Consider the following 17691-nt stretch of genomic DNA (forward strand, 5'->3'; position numbering starts at 1 on the left):
AACAGAAGAATCCATATAAAACAGAAGATACACGCCCTTTCTGGTATAGCTACGGACCTTGGTGGTAGCATAACACGAACTTATCCTGCCAACGACGATGAAAGCGCATGTCTATACAAAATACCTTTCCCGACTACGATAACCTGACCCAACTGCTTAACCAACAGGCCGTGGCGCTGACGCCGGCGGAAATGCATGGTTTGATAAGCGGCATGCTGTGCGGCGGCAACAAGGATCACAGTTGGCAGACGCTGGTGCACGAGCTGACCAACGAGGGCATGGCCTTTTCCCAGACCCTGGCCGACCCGCTGCGCCAGCTGCACGAAGCCACCGCGCAAACCCTGGACGACGAGGAGTTTATGTTTCAGCTGCTGCTGCCCGACGACGACCGCGCCACGGTATTCGAGCGCGTGGACGCGCTGGCCGGCTGGGTAAATCATTTCCTGCTGGGGCTGGGCGTGATGCAGCCGCAGCTGGATAAAATCAAGGGCGAGCTAAAGGAAGCCATCGACGATCTGCGCAATATCGGCCAGCTCGGCTATGACGAAGATGAAGATCAGGAAGAGCTGGCGCAGTCGCTGGAGGAAGTCGTTGAATACGTGCGTATGGCCGCCATTCTTTGCCATAATGGATTTACCCGCTCGGAGCACGCCGGCCCGCTGGAAAAGCCAAAGCCGACGCTGCACTGATCGCCGCAACCGGCAGCACCGCCCGTTGAATTGTTGAGAGTATGGCAAGGCAGGAGAGAGTGATGACATCACAAGAATTTTTACGCCGCCGGCAGGCATTGTTGGCCAACATGGCTCCGGCCAGCGCCGCCGTCATTTTTGCGGCGCCGGAGGCGACGCGCAGCGCCGACAGTGAATATCCCTATCGCCAGAATAGCGACTTCTGGTATTTCACCGGGTTCAACGAACCGGAGGCGGCGCTGGTGCTTATCAAAAGCGACGCGACCCATTCGCACAGCGTGCTGTTCAACCGGGTGCGCGATCCCGGCGCCGAGACCTGGTTCGGCCGCCGCCTGGGCCAGGAGGCCGCCCCGGCCAGACTTGCCGTGGACCGGGCCTTGCCGTGGGACGAAATCAATCATCAGTTGCACCTGCTGCTGAACGGACTGGATGTGGTCTATCACGCCCAGGGACAATACGCCTTTGCCGATACCCTGGTGTTTAACGCCCTCGATACCCTGCGCCGCGGCTACCGTCAGCATTTGCGCGCGCCCGCCACGCTTACCGACTGGCGCCCCTGGGTGCACGATTTCAGGCTGGTTAAATCGGCGGAGGAGCTGGCGGTCATGCGCCGCGCCGGCGAAATCACCGCGCTCGGGCATACCCGCGCCATGCGGGCCTGTCGTCCGGGGCAGTATGAATACCAGCTGGAAGGCGAAATCCTGCATGAATTCAACCGGCACGGCGCCCGCTATCCTTCCTACAATACCATCGTCGGCAGCGGCGAAAACGGCTGTATTCTGCACTACACCGAAAACGAGGCGCAGATGCGCGACGGCGATCTGGTGCTTATCGACGCCGGCTGTGAATACCAGGGGTATGCCGGCGATATCACCCGCACCTTCCCGGTGAACGGCAAGTTCAGCCCCGAGCAGCGGGCGGTGTACGACATAGTGCTGGCGATGCTGGAGAAATCCCTGGCGTTGTACCGGCCGGGCACCAGTATCCGCGAAGTCAATGAACAGGCGGTGCGGGTTATGGTCTCCGGGCTGGTGGCGCTGGGCGTAATGAAGGGCGACGTGGACGGGCTTATCGCCGCCCAGGCCCACCGGCAGTTCTTTATGCACGGCTTAAGCCATTGGCTGGGGCTGGATGTGCACGACGTCGGCGACTACGGCACCCCGGAGCGGGGCAGGACCCTGGAGCCGGGCATGGTGCTGACCATCGAGCCGGGCATTTATATCGCCGCGGACGCGGATGTGCCGCCGCAATATCGCGGCATCGGCATCCGCATCGAGGACAATATCGTTATCACCGAACAGGGCAACGACAACCTCACCGCATCGGTGGTCAAGGACCCGGATGCCATCGAAGCGCTGATGGCGGCGGCGCGCTAGCCTATGTCGGTGATCATTATCGGCGGCGGCATGGCCGGCGCCACCCTGGCGCTGGCCTTGTCCCGCCTGACCGGCGGGCGGCTGGAGATCGATTTGGTGGAAGCGGCCGCGCCGGAAAGCCGGCGCCATCCCGGTTATGACGCCCGCGCCATCGCCCTGGCCCAGGGCACCAGCCAGCAATTAACCGCCATCGGTGTCTGGCCTTCGCTGATGTCCTGCGCCACGCCCATCACCCGTGTCGAGGTCAGCGATAGCGGCTATCCGGGTAAAGTCTCGCTGTCCGCGCGCGATTACCGCGTACCCGCGCTGGGTTATGTGGTGGAGCTGTACGACGCCGGGCAGCGTTTATTTGCCCTGCTGCGCCAGGCGCCGGGGGTAAGGCTGCACTGCCCCGCGACGCTTACGGATATTACCCGCCGCCAGGACGATATCCTGGCGCGGCTTGACAACGGGACGGAGCTGACCGGCTCGCTGCTGGTGGCGGCGGACGGTTCGCACTCGCAGGCGGCGCGCCATTGCCATATGCAGTGGCGCCAGGAGGACTATGGGCAACTGGCGATTATCGCCAATGTCACCACCGCTGAGGCGCATCAGGGCCGGGCTTATGAGCGTTTTACCGAACATGGGCCGCTGGCCATGCTGCCCATGTCGCAGGGGCGCAGCGCGCTGGTGTGGTGCCTGCCGCAGTCCATGCGCCAGGAAATCACCGGCTGGAGCGAAAGCCGGTTTATCGACGCGCTGCAAGCCGCCTTCGGCTGGCGGCTCGGGCGTATTACCGCCTGCGGGCAGCGGCAGTGTTACCCGCTGCAGCTGCGCACCGCCACGCGCCAGGTAAGCCATCGGCTGGCGCTGGTGGGCAACGCGGCGCAAACCCTGCATCCTATTGCCGGCCAGGGGTTCAACCTGGGCTTGCGTGACGTGATGACCCTGGCGGAAACCCTGGCCGAGGCCCTGGCGCGGGGCGAGGACCCTGGCGCCTACGCCACCCTGCAGCGCTATCAGCAGCGCCGCCTGCCCGATAAGGACCGCACGGTCGGCATTACCGACGGCCTGATACATTTGTTTGCCAACCGGCATCCGCCGCTGGTGGTGGCGCGTAACCTGGGTCTTGCCGCCATGGCCGCTTCGCCGGGGCTGCGCGCCGCGCTGGCGCGGCAAACCCTGGGCTGGGTGGCGCGTTAGCACCCTTACGCTGGTTCCCGGTCTTTAAAAGGATATTACAGTTATGCAAGCATTTGACGTGGTCATCAACGGCGGCGGCATGGTCGGCCTGGCGCTGGCCTGCGGACTCCAGGGCAGCGGCATGCGCGTGGCCGTGCTGGAACAACAGGCGCCGGAGCCGGTGCCGCCGGCCGATAACCCCGCGCTGCGGGTATCGGCCATCAACGCCGCCAGCCAGCGCCTGCTGGAACACCTGCAGGTCTGGGACGATATCGTCGCGCTGCGCGCCAATCCCTACCAGGGCATGCAGGTCTGGGACAACGACGGCTTCGGCAATATCGCCTTTGACGGTAAACAGCTGGGCTACGCCCATCTGGGCCATATCGTCGAGAACCCGGTTATCCACCAGGCGCTGTGGCGCCGGGCCGGGCAGCTGTCCGACGTGACGCTGCTGTGCCCGCGCGCGCCGCGCCAGATTGCCTGGGGCGAGAACGAAGCGTTTATCACCCTCGACGACGGCGGCATGCTGACCGCCCGGCTGGTGGTGGGCGCGGACGGCGCCAACTCCTGGCTGCGCCGCTACGCCGATATTCCGCTGACTTTCTGGGATTACCAGCATCACGCACTAGTGGCCACCGTGCGTACCGAACATCCGCACGGCGGCATTGCGCGCCAGGCCTTTCACGGCGACGGCATCCTGGCGTTCCTGCCGCTGAGCGATCCGCATCTTTGCTCCATCGTCTGGTCCCTGCCGCCCGAGATGGCGCAGTCGCTCCAAGAACAGGCGCCGGCCGGATTTAACGCGCAGCTGGCTGCGCACTTCAACCTGGCGCTGGGGTTATGCGAATTGCAAAGCGAACGGTTAACCTTTCCCCTGACCGCCCGCTATGCGCGGGATTTCGCCGCCCACCGCCTGGTGCTGGTGGGCGACGCGGCGCATACGGTCCATCCGCTGGCCGGGCAGGGGGTAAATCTCGGTTTTATGGACGTGGCGGAACTGCTGTCGGAGCTGCGCCGGCTGCAGCAGGCCGGCAAGGATATCGGCCATCATCCCTACCTGCGGCGCTATGAGCGCCGCCGCAAGCATAGCGCCGCCGTGATGCTGGCCGGCATGCAGGGGTTCCGCCAGTTGTTCGACGGCAATAACCCGCTGAAAAAATGGGTGCGCGACGCGGGACTGCGCCTGGCCGATACGGTACCCGGGGTCAAACCCCGGCTCATCCGCCAGGCCATGGGGTTAAACGATCTGCCTGCATGGCTGGAACCGGGCGCGGTTTGACTGAAATAAACTAATTTAACCCGCTATTTTGCATTATATTTTCTAATCCGATATCGGGAATAAAGTCTTTGCCCCTGACCAAAGTCAGGGTTTTTTGTTATCATATTTTGCTTTTGACGGCCGGCATTTATTGTTTGTGCGCCGTATTCGCCACTTTGCCAACATAACATGCTGATTCATGCCTATTCCCTCCGCCTGCGCCGCCCTGGCCGCAGGATAATTTAATTTATGGTTTCCCCCGGGATTCAGTGGTAACTTCTGGCAAAAGGTATCGTTTGCGCCGCCGGATTCGCTGTGGGCGTCGCGGCGTAAAATTCAATTTTACAGCTCCTGATTTGACGACAAAGAGGACGAGATGGCCCAGCTGACATCGTTGTATGAACAGCACATAGCGTGCGGCGCGAAAATGGTGGACTTCCATGGCTGGATGATGCCGCTGCACTATGGCTCCCAGCTGGAGGAGCATCACCAGGTGCGCCGCGACGCGGGCATGTTTGATGTGTCCCATATGACCATCATCGATTTAACGGGTCCGCGCACCCGCGAATACCTGCGCCACCTGCTGGCGAACGACGTGGCCAAGCTCACCGTGCCCGGCAAGGCGCTCTACAGCGGCATGCTGAACGCCTCAGGCGGCGTTATCGACGATCTGATCGTCTATTTCCTCGAAGAGACTTATTTTCGCCTGGTGGTGAATTCCGCCACCCGCGACAAAGACGTCACCTGGGTGACCGACCACGCGGCCCCCTACGGTGTGTCGGTACGGGTACGCGACGACCTGGCGCTGATTGCCGTACAGGGCCCGCGGGCGCAGGAGAAAGCGCGCACGCTGTTTACCCCCGCGCAGCAGGCGGCGGTGGCCGGGATGAAACCGTTCTTCGGCGTGCAGTCGGAGGATTTATTTATCGCCACCACCGGGTATACCGGCGAGGCGGGATTTGAAATTGCGCTGCCGAAAACCGAGGCGGAGTCCTTCTGGCGCAAACTGCTGGCGGCGGGCGTCAAACCCTGCGGCCTGGGCGCGCGCGATACGCTGCGCCTGGAAGCCGGCATGAACCTGTACGGCCAGGAAATGGATGAGCGTATTTCTCCCCTGGCGGCCAACATGGGCTGGACCATCGCCTGGCAGCCCGAGGATCGGGATTTTATCGGCCGCGAGGCGCTTGAAGCCCAGCGCCGCGCCGGCACCGACCAACTGGTCGGCCTGGTGATGACGGAAAAAGGTGTGCTGCGCAACGACCTGACGGTACACTTTACCGACGCCGACGGTAATATGAAAACGGGCGTGATAACCAGCGGTTCGTTCTCGCCCACCCTGGGTTTCAGCATTGCCCTGGCCCGCGTGCCCGCCGGTATCGGCGAGCACGCCATTGTATTAATCCGTAACCGCGAAATGCCGGTTAAGGTCACCAAACCTGGTTTTGTACGCGCCGGTAAACCGGTCGTTCAATAATTAACTTTGCAAGAGTGAGGAAGGCAATGAGCAATGTGCCGCAAGAACTAAAATATACCCCCTCCCACGAATGGGTGCGCAACGAAGGTAACGGCGTGTATACCGTCGGCATTACCGAACATGCCCAGGAACTGCTGGGCGATATGGTGTTTCTCGACCTGCCGGACGTCGGCACATCCTTCGCCGCCAGCGACGATTGCGCGGTAGCCGAATCAGTGAAAGCCGCCTCGGATATCTATGCGCCCATCGGCGGCGAGATCGTGGCGGTGAACGAAGAGCTGGAAGCGTCGCCGGAACTGGTGAACAGCGCGCCCTACACCGAGGGCTGGTTGTTCCAGATCAAGGCCGACGACGAAAGCGAGGTCGCCGGATTGCTTGACGCCGAGGCCTATGAGGCCACGCTCGACGAAGACGAATAACCACCGCCGAGACCCGGCCCCGCACGGTTAATTAGCCGTCCGGAGGCCAACAGGCGGGACAGGGCGTTGGAATACCGGCCCCTGTCCCTGCCGAGCACGTTGCCTTTCCCCGTCCCATGCCCGATGCAGGAATTGTTGTTTATGACCCAGACTCTCAGCCAGCTTGAACACCATGACGCTTTTATCAAGCGTCATATCGGCCCCAGCGCGCAGCAGCAGGCGCATATGCTGTCGGCTATCGGCGCCGCGACGCTCGACGCGTTGATTGGCCACATCGTCCCGGCCGACATCCAGCTGCCGGCGCCTCCGGCGGTCGGCGATGCGGCCACGGAATCCCAGGCGCTGGCGGAGCTCAGGGCCATGGCGGGTCTTAACCAGCGGTTTAAAACCTATATCGGCATGGGCTACAGCGCGGTGGTCACCCCGCCGGTGATCCTGCGCAACATGCTGGAAAACCCGGGCTGGTACACCGCCTATACGCCTTATCAGCCGGAGGTCGCCCAGGGGCGCCTTGAGGCCTTGCTGAATTTCCAGCAACTGACCCTCGACCTGACCGGGCTGGATATCGCCTCCGCCTCGCTGCTGGATGAAGCCACGGCGGCGGCGGAAGCCATGGCGCTGGCCAAGCGCGCCAGCAAGCTCAAACAGGCCAACGTGTTTTTTGTCGCCGACGATGTCCATCCGCAAACGCTGGACGTGGTGCGCACCCGCGCCGAGACCTTCGGTTTCGAGGTGATCACCGGCCCGGCCCCGCGCGCGCTGGAACAGCAGGGCGTCTTCGGCGTGCTGCTGCAACAGACGGGCACCACCGGCGAACTGCATGATTACCGCGCGCTGCTGGCCGAACTGAAAACCCGTCACATCATCAGCTGCGTGGCGGCCGATATGATGGCGCTGGTGCTGCTGGCGGCGCCGGGCGCGCAGGGGGCCGACGTGGTGTTCGGCTCTTCCCAGCGTTTCGGCGTGCCCATGGGCTACGGCGGCCCGCACGCGGCATTTTTCGCCGCCCGTGACGACGTCAAGCGCTCCATGCCGGGACGTATTATCGGCGTGTCCCGCGACGCGGCCGGCAGTACCGCCCTGCGCATGGCGATGCAAACCCGCGAGCAGCATATCCGCCGCGAAAAGGCCAACTCCAATATCTGCACCTCGCAGGTACTGCTGGCCAATATCGCCGGCCTGTACGCGGTCTACCACGGTCCGGAAGGATTGAAACGCATCGCCGCGCGCATCCATCGCCTGACCGCCATCCTGGCTTCCGGCCTGACGGCGGCGGGACTGACGCTGCGCCATGCCCGGTGGTTCGATACCCTCACCGTCAATGTGGCGGATAAAGACGCGGTGATAAGCCGCGCGCTGGCCCGCGGCATTAACCTGCGCGCCGACCTGGACGGGGCGGTGGGGATAACGCTTGATGAAACCACCGGCCGCGACGATCTTGCCGCGCTGTACGGCGTGGTGACCGGCGGCGACGCCGTGCTGGATATCGACGCCCTTGATCGCGCGGTCGGGGAGGTCATCCCGGCGGATCTGCTGCGCGCCACGCCCATCCTGACGCATCCGGTGTTTAACCGTTACCACAGCGAAACGGACATGATGCGTTATATGCATCAGCTGGAACGCAAGGATCTGGCGCTTAACCAGTCGATGATCCCGCTCGGCTCCTGCACCATGAAGCTGAACGCCGCCGCCGAGATGATCCCCATCACCTGGCCGGAGTTCGCCGAGCTGCATCCGTTTTGTCCCGTCGGGCAGGCGGCCGGCTACCAGCAGATGATCGCTCAACTCTCCCGCTGGCTGGTGCAGCTTACCGGCTATGACGCGCTGTGCATGCAGCCCAATTCGGGCGCGCAGGGAGAATACGCCGGCATGCTGGCCATACGCCGCTATCATGAGAGCCGCAACGAGGGCAACCGCCGTATCTGCCTGATCCCCAGCTCCGCCCACGGCACCAACCCGGCGTCCGCCCAGATGGCCGGCATGTCGGTCACCGTGGTGGCCTGCGATAAAAACGGCAATATCGATTTACACGATTTGCGCCGGAAAGCCGAACAGGCCGGCGATCAGTTGTCATGCATCATGGTGACCTACCCGTCGACCCACGGCGTATACGAAGAGACCATCCGCGAAGTCTGCCAAATCGTGCACCAGTTCGGCGGCCAGGTGTATCTGGACGGCGCCAATATGAACGCGCAGGTCGGCATCACCTCGCCGGGCTTTATCGGCGCCGACGTTTCGCACCTGAACCTGCATAAAACCTTCTGCATTCCCCACGGCGGCGGCGGCCCGGGCATGGGCCCCATCGGCGTGAAAGCGCATCTGGCGCCGTTTGTGCCGGGGCATGCCGTAGTACATATCGACGGCGTGCTGACGCGCCAGGGCGCGGTATCCGCCGCCCCGTTCGGCAGCGCCTCGATCCTGCCGATCAGCTGGATGTATATCCGCATGATGGGGGCCCAGGGACTCAAGCAGGCCAGCCAGGTGGCGATCCTGAACGCCAACTATATCGCCAGCCGGTTGCAGTCCGCGTTTCCGGTGCTGTATACCGGGCGCGACGGCCGCGTTGCCCATGAATGCATCCTGGACATCCGGCCGCTGAAGGAAGCGACCGGCATCAGCGAGATGGATATCGCCAAGCGCCTGATCGATTACGGTTTCCACGCCCCCACCATGTCTTTCCCGGTGGCGGGAACGCTGATGGTCGAGCCCACCGAATCCGAAAGCCAGGTGGAACTGGATCGCTTTATCGACGCGATGCTGGCCATCCGCGGTGAAATCGACCGGGTGGGCAGCGGCGAATGGCCGCTGGCGGACAATCCGCTGGTCAACGCGCCCCATATCGAGCGCGAGCTGACGGGCGAGTGGTCCCATCCCTACAGCCGGGAAACCGCGGCGTTTCCCGCGGGCTTCGGCAATAAATACTGGCCGAGCGTAAAACGCCTGGATGATGTGTACGGCGATCGCAATTTATTCTGCTCCTGCGTGCCGATCGACGATTATCAATAGGCGCTGACCGGCGCTGTCCCCGCTCGACGCGCCGGTATCGCACCGGGACGGGCGGGGGAGCGGGCTTGGCCGCATCCTACGCCTTTCCTGGAAAGCCCAGCCCACCCGGCGCCGGGCGGACGGCGATCGCCCCTGCGCTGACGCCCATTACCGCTGTTTTACCCCGCCTGCTGCGGCCGACAACACGTGTTGTTACATCATATCGTCTGATATTCGCCTGACTAAATGAACCACCTGAGCTATACGGAGGTCCGATAAGGATTATCCCTCGTCTGATATTACGAAGACATTAAAGATGGCCCGGCGGAGTGTGATTAAGTACGGGATGTGCTTATCCGCAGTCATTTATACTGAGAAAAATAGAATTAATGAGAAAGCTTCTGCAACTATCCCAACTGAAAATTTCCCTGTTTATCGCTTTTTATATCGGGATTATTCTTAACATACCCATTCTGATCCGCCGCTACCAGCAACTGCAATATAATAATGCCTTGTCGGTGGCTATCGAAGTGCTGGCATTGTTTTCACTGGTGTTTTTGTTGACCATGCTGCTCTCGCTGCTGGGCAAGACACTCTATCGCGTACTGGTCACCCTGGTGGTGGTCAGTTCGGTGGCCGCCAGTTATTACATGGTGCTGTACAACGTGGATATCGGCTACGGCATCCTGGCCGCCGTGATGACCACCGATGTGGACCTGTCAAAGGAATCGGTGGGTTACCACTTCTTTATCTGGGTTATCCTGGTCAGCCTGATCCCCCTGGCGCTGATTTGGCTGGCGCCGATGCCCGAAGCGGCGCTCAGGCGCAGCAACGTCAGGCATATTTCCAAAAAAGGGCTGCTGATCGTTACCGCCGCCCTGTGCTGCTGGCTGCCGCTGAAGCTGATGGGCCAGGTACAGGACCAGCACGATCGCGAGAATAACCGCACCATGGCCAGCTACGGCGGCGTGGTCGCCGGCTCCTACTCGCCGTCAAACTGGCTGTCGGCGCTCGGCATGCTGATCTACAGCTCCTATAGCCAGGCGGAGGACAGCCGCAAGCTGTACGATCCGGCGCAGCATTTTACGTATGTGGCGCCGAAGGATGTCAAGGATCTGTATGTGGTGTTTATCATCGGCGAGAGCGCGCGCCGCGACCATATGGGCGCCTACGGCTACCAGCGCGATAATACGCCCAACCTGGACAAGGAAAAGAACCTGGCGCTGCTGCAGGGCTACTCCTGCGATACGTCCACCAAGCTCTCCCTGCGCTGCATGTTTGTGCGCGAGGGCGGCGCGTCGGAAGCGCCGCAGCGCACCCTGAAAGAGATGAACGTCTTTTCCGTATTAAAAAAACAGGGCTTTAGCTCCGAGCTGTTTTCCATGCAGAGCGAGGCCTGGTTCTATAATAAGGTGATGGCCGACGACTATGCCCTGCGCGAAACCATCCAGGCGGAAAAACGCAACGCGGGCGAGCCGGTGGACGATATGGCGCTGGTGGACGAACTGCACGATTCCCTGGCGCGCCATCCCGACGGCAAGCACCTGATCGTGCTGCATACCAAGGGTTCCCATTATATGTATACGGAGCGTTATCCGCGCCAGTTCGCCCGTTACCAGCCGGAATGCCAGGGCATCGACGATGCCTGCTCCACCGAGGAACTGGTCAATTCCTATGACAACAGCCTGCTGTACACCGACTATTTCCTGAAACAGGTCTTCGATCAGCTGCGCGATCGTAACGCCATCGTGTTCTACGCCTCCGATCATGGGGAATCCATCGCGGAAAATATGCATTTCCACGGCACGCCGCGCGATCATGCGCCGATTGAACAACGCACCATCCCCATTATGGTCTGGGCCTCGGACGGCTTCCTGCGCGGGAGCGATCACCAGGCGGCGTTTAGCCGGCTGCGCGCCCTCGCGGCGGCCAAGACGCCGGTATTCCATGAAAAACTCTATGACAGTATCTTAGGCTGCATCGGCTTTACCTCCCCCGACGGCGGCATCGTCAAGCAGCGTAACTGGTGCCAGACGCCCTAGGCCGCGGCGTCCCGGTCAGAGATGGCCTTGGCGAGACGCCGGTGATGCCCGGGGATCTGATTTTTCAGTCATCACGCCCCATACCGGCACAAGGCACCCTGTGCCGGGTATGGCGGACACCCACGGTGTTGACATCGCGCCTGCTGCATGTCTACTCATTGTCGATACCTTTACCTATAAGGTTGTTATGCATACCCAGGCGGTTTTACAAAAATGGGGCAATAGCATTGCGCTGCGTTTATCCGGTAACCTTAAAACCATCCCGCATTTCGAAGCGGGGGATACGGTGGATATCGAGATGAGCGAGCAAGGATTAGTCACTCAAAAAGCCCATAAAAAACGGTTCCGGGAATCCGACCTGTTAATGGGACTTACCGCGTATACCGCCCATGCCGACGATCTGGCGGCGCCCATCGCTGGGGAGCTGGATTACTGATGTTTATTCCTGGACGCGGCGATATTTGCTGGCTGGATTTTGCACCAACAAAAGGGAAGGCGATTGGCAAGTATCGCCCGGCGCCAGCACCATGATAGCGTCGCCGCGCCCGGCGGATGCGCTCAGGCGGTGGCCGCGTGATTTTTGCGCCGGGCGATGCGATAGATCTGCGCCGCCACAAACAGCACGGCCTGGACGATAACGATACAGGGCCCGGTGGCGCCGTCGATATAAAAACTTATCAGCGTGCCGGTAACGCAGGAGAACACCGAGACCAGCACCGCCGCCAGCAGCATCCCGTCGAACCGGCGGGCGAGCAGGGAGGCGGTAATGCCGGGTGAAATCAGCATGGCGATCACCAGTATCACGCCCACCGCCTGCAGGGCGGCGACAATGGTCAGCGCCAGCAGGCATAACAGGCCATAATGCAGCGTCTTTACCGACAGGCCCAGCACCCGCGCCTGGGCCGGATCAAAACAATACAGCATCAGATCCCGGCGCTTGACCAGGATGACCAGGGATACCGCGCCGGCTATCAACACGACCTGCCACAGCTCCGCGGGCGTAATGCCCAGCACATTGCCGAACAGGATATGGCTAAGGTGCTGGTCGGTATCGATACGTGAAAACAGCACCAGGCCGAGGGCGAACATGCCCGAGAAGACAATGCCCATGACCGTGTCCTCCTTCACCCGGCAGTGGTCTTTGATATAACCGGTGCCCAGGGCGCATACGATACCCGATCCAAAGGCGCCGGCCACGATCGGCAGTCCGGCGATATAGGCCAGGATAATGCCCGGCAGCACCGCGTGGGAAATGGCGTCCCCCATCAGCGACCAGCCTTTGAGCACCAGGAAGCACGACAAGATGGCGCACACCACGCCGGTGGCGATGGCGGCGATAATCGCCCGTTGCATAAACGGGAAACCCAGTGGTTCGGCGACATAGGCGAGCAGGTAATCCAACCATGCCATCATCCGGCGCTCCGTCTATCTTTAGCCCGCGCCCGGCCACGCATCTTGGCGGCCAGCAGCCCGTGTTTCGGCGCCAGCAAAAACGCCAGCAGGAAAACCAGGGTTTGCAGGGTAACGATAACCCCGCCGGTGGCGCCGTTCAGGAAATAGCTCAGCCAGGCGCCGCAGGCGCTGGTCAGGGTGCCGATGATCACGGCGATTATGATAAGGCGCGGGAAGCGATCGGTCAGCAGGTACGCCGTGGCGCCGGGCGTTATCACCATGGCTATGACCAGGATGGCGCCGACCGTTTGCAGCGCGGCCACGGTACAGGCGCTCAACAGCGTGAAAAAAATAATTTTCAGGCGCAGCGGCGACAGGCCGATGGAGACGGCATGGCCCTCGTCAAAAAACGCCGCCAGCAGATCCTTCCAGATCACGCACAGCACGATAAAAGACACGCCGCTTATCACCTGCACCTGCAGGACATCCGCGTCGGCTATCCCGAGGATATTGCCGAAGATGATCGATTGCACGTTGACCGACGTGGGATTTAGCGAAACGATCAGTAGCCCGACGGCGAAAAAAGTGGTGAAGACAAAACCGATAATGGCGTCCTCGCGCAGCCGGGTATAATGGCGCACCAGCGTCATCACCAGCGCCGCCAGCATACCGGTCAGGAACGCGCCGGCGGCGATGGGCAAACCCAGCGCATATGCGCCCGCCACGCCCGGCACCACCGAGTGGGACAGCGCATCCCCCATCAGCGACCAGCCCTTGAGCATCAGGTAGGCCGAAAGAAAGGCGCAGACCCCGCCGACAATGCCGCTTACCCAAATGGCCTTGAGCATATAATCGTACTGAAACGGCTGTAGCAAGAGCGCCATCATCACGACACCCGCTTATCGGCGTCGACCGCGCGCAGTCCGGCCCGCGGCGCCCCGGCCGCCGCGATATCAAACTGGCGCAGCCTGCCGCCGAATACCCGCTCCAGGTTTTCCTGGGTAAAGGCGGCGGCGGTAGGGCCGGCGGCCAGTACCGTGCGGTTGATCATCACCACCCGGTCGCAAAATTCCGGCACGCTGGCCAGGTTATGGGTAGAGACCAGGATCAGATGGCCTTCGGCGCGCAGCGATTGCAGCAGCGCGATAATGGCATCTTCGGTCTGCACATCAATACCGGTAAACGGCTCGTCAAGGAGCATGACCCGTCCCTGCTGCGCCAGCGCCCGCGCCAGGAACACCCGTTTGCGCTGGCCGCCGGACAGTTCGCCAATCTGGCGCTGGCGGAATGCGCTCATGCCGACCCGCGCCAGCGCCCGGTCCACCTGGGCCTTATCCTCGGCGGAAGGGATGCGCAGGAAAGACATTTTGCCATAACGCCCCATCATCACGACATCCGCCACCAGCACCGGGAAATTCCAGTCCACTTCCTCGGTTTGCGGCACATAGGCAATCAGGTTTTTACGCAGCGCCTTCGCCACCGGCAGGTTATCCAGGGTAACCTTGCCGGAGGAAGGGCGCACCATGCCCATAATGCTTTTGAACAATGTCGATTTGCCGCTGCCGTTGATGCCGACCAGCGCGCAGATGGTGCCGCCGGTAAGCCGGAAGCTGGCGTTGCTGATGGCGGTATGGCCGTTATTGTAGGTGACCGTCACGTCGTCCACCCGGAGATCGGGCTGATAGCCGGTGTTGTTCATTGGCCGAACCCCCTGGCGATGGTATCCACCGTCACGTTAAGCAGGCTGAGGTAGTCGGGCACCGGCCCGCCGGCTGCCGACAGCGAATCGACATATAGCACGCCGCCGTAGCGCGCGCCGGTTTCCTTGGCGACCTGCCGGGCGGGTTTATCCGAGATGGTGCTTTCGCTGAACACCACCGGGACCTGCTGCTCCCGCACCAGATCGATCACCCGGCGCACCTGCTGGGGCGTGCCCTGCTCCTCGGCGTTGATCGGCCAAAGATAGGCTTCGCGCAGGGCGTAATCCCGCGCCAGGTAGCTGAAGGCGCCTTCGCTCGTCACCAGCACGCGCCGGGATTCGGGTATATTGGCCAGCCGGGCGCGCAGCGGGGCGTCGGTGGCGGCGATTTTCTCCGCATAGGCTTTGGCGTTGCGGTTGTAGGCGTCGGCGTTGGCCGGGTCGTATTGCACCAGCGCCTTGCGGATGTTTTCCACATAGATCAGCGCATTGGCGGACGACATCCAGGCATGGGGGTTGGGATTGCCGTTATAGGGGCCTTCACGGATAGGCAGCGGCTCGATGCCCTCGGTGACCACCGCCGAGGGCACGTCATGGATATTATCGAAAAAACGGGCAAACCAGCGTTCCAGGTTCAGGCCGTTCCACAAAATCAGATCCGCCGACTGGGTCTTGACGATATCGCGCGGGGTAGGCTGGTAATCATGGATTTCCGCGCCGGGCTTGGTGATGGATTCCACTACCGCCGCGTCGCCGGCCACGTTGCGCGCCATATCCTGAATAATGGTAAAGGTGGTTATCACCTTGAATTTTTTCTCCGCCATGGCGGGGGTGCCGGCAAGCGATAACGCCATGCCAAACAGCAGGCCCCATGGCGCCAGGGCGGAAAAACGTCTCTTTAACGGCAATAACGGCATGTCGGCGATCTCCATAAACGCTTCCGGTCATCAGGCTGGCCCTGGCAGGGTCGGAGTACAGCGTCGTCATCTTTTACCGATGTCCGCACGGCCGGGGCGTCATTACATTTGTATGTATATAATTAACAAGTGATGCTTTAATGTTCATATATAGCATGAGCTATACTGTATAGCAAAGGCAAACTTAATCTGTTTGTCGTCACCGCCGCGCCGTGCATGCCTATTTTGTTTATCAACGCCTTTGGTAACAATGCTATGCTTTACCTCGCCATCGCCGGTGATGGCCTTATGCAGCCGTACATCAAGAGGAAGGACTATGACCACCCCTGAAAAAGCGGATATGCCCGTCCGTACCACGCAACTTGTGGATGTGCAGGAACATGCGCAGGGTTTCCTTCAGGTCAGGGCAGCCCACCGTGCCGAGCTGATGGACGATTATGTGGAGCTGATCGACGATCTTATCCGTGATTTCGGCGAAGTCCGCCAGGTGGAATTGGCCGCGCGGCTGGGCGTATCGCAGCCCACGGTGGCGAAAATGCTGAAAAGGCTGGCCGCGGCGGGGCTAATCCGGCAATTACCCTACCGCGGCGTTTTCCTTACCCCCGAGGGCGAGGCGCTGGCGGCGCGCAGCCGGGAAAGGCACCAGGTGGTCGAGTCGTTCCTGCTGGCGCTGGGCGTCAGTCCGGAGACGGCGCGCCTGGATGCCGAAGGGCTGGAGCATCATGTCAGCGAGGAAACGCTGGCCATTTTCCGCGCGTTTACCGAACAGGCCGCCCGGCAAAAATAACGGCCTTCACCTTATCCATTCCTTCTGTGTGTCCCGCAGGCAAAAGACGCGGGAAAGCTCTGGTCTTTATTGAATATGTTATGTTATAACATAACCAATAAACACGGACTTCTCCGCCCTTTTACCGACCACAATACTGATGGAGTGAAACATGCGTGCGACAGATAAGATGCCCGGCATAACCCGGACGGGGGAAGGGCGTGCATCGGTTCCCCTGCCGGTAACCGTGCTTTCGGGGTTCCTTGGCGCGGGTAAAACCACCTTGCTTAACCACATCCTTAACAACCGGCAAGGCCGCCGCGTGGCGGTGATCGTCAATGATATGTCGGACGTGAATATTGATGCGGCACTGGTGCGCGACGGCGGCGCGGAATTGTCCAGAACGGATGAAAGGCTGGTGGAGATGAGCAACGGCTGCATTTGCTGCACCCTGCGGGAAGATTTGCTGCTGGAAGTCGGCCGGCTGGCGAAAGAGGGCAAATTCGACCAATTGGTCATCGAATCCACCGGTATTTCCGAACCCCTGCCGGTGGCCGAGACCTTTACCTTTACCGATGACGACGGCCTGAGCCTGTCGCACGTCGCCCGCCTGGATACCATGGTCACCGTGGTGGATGCGTTCAACTTCCTGCGCGATTACGGTTCGCGCGACAGCCTGTCATCCCGGGGCGAATCCCTGGGCGTGGAGGACCCGCGCACGGTGGTGGATCTCCTGATCGAACAGATCGAATTTTGCGATGTGCTGGTGCTGAACAAAATCGATCTGATCGGCGAAGACGAACGCCTGCGCCTGTTGGCTATCCTGCGCGGCCTGAACCCAAGGGCAAAAATCGAAGCGGCTGAATTCGGCCGGGTGGCGCTGGATAGCGTCCTGAACACCGGATTGTTTGATTTTGACCAGGCGGCGCAGGCGCCGGGCTGGCTGAAGGAGCTGCGCGGCGAGCATACGCCGGAGACCGAAGAGTACGGCATTACCCACTTTGTCTATCGCGCCCGCCGGCCGTTTCATCCAGAGCGCTTCTACGCCTGGATTGCGAAGGATTGGCCCGGGGTGATGCGTTCCAAGGGTTTTTTCTGGCTGGCCACCCGTCCGGCGCATGCCGGTTCATGGTCCCAGGCCGGCGGCGTCAGCAGGCATGCTCCGGCTGGCTGCTGGTGGGCCGCCATACCCCGCGATCGATGGCCCGGCGATCCCGATACGCTGGCATTTATTCACGACAACTGGGTTGACGGGGTCGGCGATGCCCGTCAGGAACTGGTGCTGATCGGAATCGGCATGGATGAGGCGGGTTTAAGGGCAGGTTTTGACGCCTGTCTGCTGACCGATCGGGAAATGGCGCAGGGACCGGAGATGTGGTTCTGGTATGGCGATCCGTTTCCGCAATGGTCATAACCTGGCATTTGGCTGTTTTTATCGGCAAAAGCCCGCACTACTGATAAAGATCCCTGCTTATTTCGCCGGGTACGCTTATAATCGCCGCCCGGCGAATTA

General features: G+C 61.3%; 15 protein-coding genes. 11 read left to right on the forward strand and 4 right to left on the reverse strand.

From position 1 onward, the window contains the following. The first annotated feature begins 107 nt into the window (after positions 1 to 107). The 9 genes from ABUK12_RS20800 (at position 108) to ABUK12_RS20840 (ending at position 11840) form a co-directional block, all read left to right on the forward strand. Complete coding sequence (locus ABUK12_RS20800; RefSeq protein WP_410013593.1) at positions 108 to 689, forward strand: YecA family protein; 582 nt, start codon at positions 108 to 110, stop codon at positions 687 to 689. A gap of 62 nt (positions 690 to 751) precedes the next feature. After that, the gene (pepP, locus tag ABUK12_RS20805; protein ID WP_410013594.1) at positions 752 to 2065 is read left to right on the forward strand and encodes a Xaa-Pro aminopeptidase; all 1314 of its coding nucleotides are present in this window, start codon (positions 752 to 754) and stop codon (positions 2063 to 2065) included. Between the two features lie 3 nt (positions 2066 to 2068). Beyond that, positions 2069 to 3247, forward strand: coding sequence for a 2-octaprenyl-6-methoxyphenyl hydroxylase (ubiH, locus tag ABUK12_RS20810; RefSeq protein ID WP_410013595.1), 1179 nt, complete (start codon positions 2069 to 2071; stop codon positions 3245 to 3247). Positions 3248 to 3290: 43 nt separating this feature from the next. Next, on the forward strand, positions 3291 to 4505 hold the full coding sequence (gene ubiI, locus ABUK12_RS20815) for an FAD-dependent 2-octaprenylphenol hydroxylase (RefSeq protein ID WP_410013596.1): 1215 nt from the start codon (positions 3291 to 3293) through the stop codon (positions 4503 to 4505). Between the two features lie 355 nt (positions 4506 to 4860). Beyond that, positions 4861 to 5958 (forward strand): glycine cleavage system aminomethyltransferase GcvT, encoded by a 1098-nt coding sequence (gcvT, locus tag ABUK12_RS20820; RefSeq protein ID WP_410013597.1) that lies wholly within the window; start codon positions 4861 to 4863, stop codon positions 5956 to 5958. A 26-nt stretch (positions 5959 to 5984) separates the two neighbouring features. Next, positions 5985 to 6377: a glycine cleavage system protein GcvH gene (gene gcvH, locus ABUK12_RS20825; protein WP_410013598.1), complete on the forward strand. Its 393-nt coding sequence runs from the start codon at positions 5985 to 5987 to the stop codon at positions 6375 to 6377. A 141-nt stretch (positions 6378 to 6518) separates the two neighbouring features. Further along, entirely contained in the window at positions 6519 to 9383 is a 2865-nt protein-coding gene (gcvP, locus tag ABUK12_RS20830; RefSeq protein ID WP_410013599.1) for an aminomethyl-transferring glycine dehydrogenase, read from the forward strand. A gap of 368 nt (positions 9384 to 9751) precedes the next feature. Further along, positions 9752 to 11404, forward strand: coding sequence for a kdo(2)-lipid A phosphoethanolamine 7''-transferase (gene eptB, locus ABUK12_RS20835; protein WP_410013600.1), 1653 nt, complete (start codon positions 9752 to 9754; stop codon positions 11402 to 11404). Positions 11405 to 11513: 109 nt separating this feature from the next. Next, complete coding sequence (locus ABUK12_RS20840) at positions 11514 to 11840, forward strand: transcriptional regulator (protein WP_410013601.1); 327 nt, start codon at positions 11514 to 11516, stop codon at positions 11838 to 11840. Between the two features lie 122 nt (positions 11841 to 11962). Here ABUK12_RS20840 and ABUK12_RS20845 read toward each other — a convergent pair whose 3' ends face one another. From ABUK12_RS20845 to ABUK12_RS20860, 4 genes are read right to left on the reverse strand one after another with little or no spacing between them, the layout of a single operon-like run. Then, positions 11963 to 12817 carry a metal ABC transporter permease gene (locus ABUK12_RS20845; RefSeq protein ID WP_410013602.1) on the reverse strand — a complete coding sequence of 285 codons (855 nt, stop codon included), beginning with the start codon at positions 12815 to 12817 and terminating at the stop codon, positions 11963 to 11965. Then, positions 12814 to 13683: a metal ABC transporter permease gene (locus ABUK12_RS20850; protein WP_410013603.1), complete on the reverse strand. Its 870-nt coding sequence runs from the start codon at positions 13681 to 13683 to the stop codon at positions 12814 to 12816. Before ABUK12_RS20850 ends, ABUK12_RS20845 begins: the two co-directional genes overlap by 4 nt. Beyond that, entirely contained in the window at positions 13683 to 14495 is an 813-nt protein-coding gene (locus ABUK12_RS20855) for an ATP-binding cassette domain-containing protein (RefSeq protein WP_410013604.1), read from the reverse strand. Before ABUK12_RS20855 ends, ABUK12_RS20850 begins: the two co-directional genes overlap by 1 nt. Next, positions 14492 to 15349, reverse strand: coding sequence for a metal ABC transporter substrate-binding protein (locus ABUK12_RS20860; protein WP_410016734.1), 858 nt, complete (start codon positions 15347 to 15349; stop codon positions 14492 to 14494). The genes ABUK12_RS20855 and ABUK12_RS20860 overlap by 4 nt, the downstream gene beginning before the upstream one ends. Before the next feature lie 379 nt (positions 15350 to 15728). Between ABUK12_RS20860 and mntR the strand changes: the two genes are divergently transcribed. After that, positions 15729 to 16199 carry a manganese-binding transcriptional regulator MntR gene (mntR, locus tag ABUK12_RS20865; RefSeq protein ID WP_410013605.1) on the forward strand — a complete coding sequence of 157 codons (471 nt, stop codon included), beginning with the start codon at positions 15729 to 15731 and terminating at the stop codon, positions 16197 to 16199. Positions 16200 to 16368: 169 nt separating this feature from the next. Continuing rightward, positions 16369 to 17592 carry a zinc metallochaperone GTPase ZigA gene (zigA, locus tag ABUK12_RS20870; protein WP_410016735.1) on the forward strand — a complete coding sequence of 408 codons (1224 nt, stop codon included), beginning with the start codon at positions 16369 to 16371 and terminating at the stop codon, positions 17590 to 17592. Positions 17593 to 17691 lie beyond the last annotated feature (99 nt).

It is taken from the genome of Sodalis sp. C49, assembly GCF_046352915.1.
In the GTDB taxonomy this organism is placed as follows: domain Bacteria; phylum Pseudomonadota; class Gammaproteobacteria; order Enterobacterales; family Enterobacteriaceae; genus Acerihabitans.

Excerpts from the sequence above, each read along its gene's own strand:
- ABUK12_RS20850 (WP_410013603.1), bottom strand. The coding sequence starts at position 13,683 with ATGATGGCGCTCTTGCTACAGCCGTTTCAGTACGATTATATGCTCAAG.
- gcvT (WP_410013597.1), top strand. The coding sequence starts at position 4,861 with ATGGCCCAGCTGACATCGTTGTATGAACAGCACATAGCGTGCGGCGCG.
- ubiH (WP_410013595.1), top strand. The coding sequence starts at position 2,069 with ATGTCGGTGATCATTATCGGCGGCGGCATGGCCGGCGCCACCCTGGCG.
- ABUK12_RS20855 (WP_410013604.1), bottom strand. The coding sequence starts at position 14,495 with ATGAACAACACCGGCTATCAGCCCGATCTCCGGGTGGACGACGTGACG.
- ABUK12_RS20860 (WP_410016734.1), bottom strand. The coding sequence starts at position 15,349 with ATGGCGTTATCGCTTGCCGGCACCCCCGCCATGGCGGAGAAAAAATTC.
- mntR (WP_410013605.1), top strand. The coding sequence starts at position 15,729 with ATGACCACCCCTGAAAAAGCGGATATGCCCGTCCGTACCACGCAACTT.
- ubiI (WP_410013596.1), top strand. The coding sequence starts at position 3,291 with ATGCAAGCATTTGACGTGGTCATCAACGGCGGCGGCATGGTCGGCCTG.
- ABUK12_RS20840 (WP_410013601.1), top strand. The coding sequence starts at position 11,514 with ATGGCGGACACCCACGGTGTTGACATCGCGCCTGCTGCATGTCTACTC.
- zigA (WP_410016735.1), top strand. The coding sequence starts at position 16,369 with ATGCCCGGCATAACCCGGACGGGGGAAGGGCGTGCATCGGTTCCCCTG.
- pepP (WP_410013594.1), top strand. The coding sequence starts at position 752 with ATGACATCACAAGAATTTTTACGCCGCCGGCAGGCATTGTTGGCCAAC.
- gcvP (WP_410013599.1), top strand. The coding sequence starts at position 6,519 with ATGACCCAGACTCTCAGCCAGCTTGAACACCATGACGCTTTTATCAAG.
- ABUK12_RS20845 (WP_410013602.1), bottom strand. The coding sequence starts at position 12,817 with ATGATGGCATGGTTGGATTACCTGCTCGCCTATGTCGCCGAACCACTG.
- gcvH (WP_410013598.1), top strand. The coding sequence starts at position 5,985 with ATGAGCAATGTGCCGCAAGAACTAAAATATACCCCCTCCCACGAATGG.
- eptB (WP_410013600.1), top strand. The coding sequence starts at position 9,752 with ATGAGAAAGCTTCTGCAACTATCCCAACTGAAAATTTCCCTGTTTATC.
- ABUK12_RS20800 (WP_410013593.1), top strand. The coding sequence starts at position 108 with ATGTCTATACAAAATACCTTTCCCGACTACGATAACCTGACCCAACTG.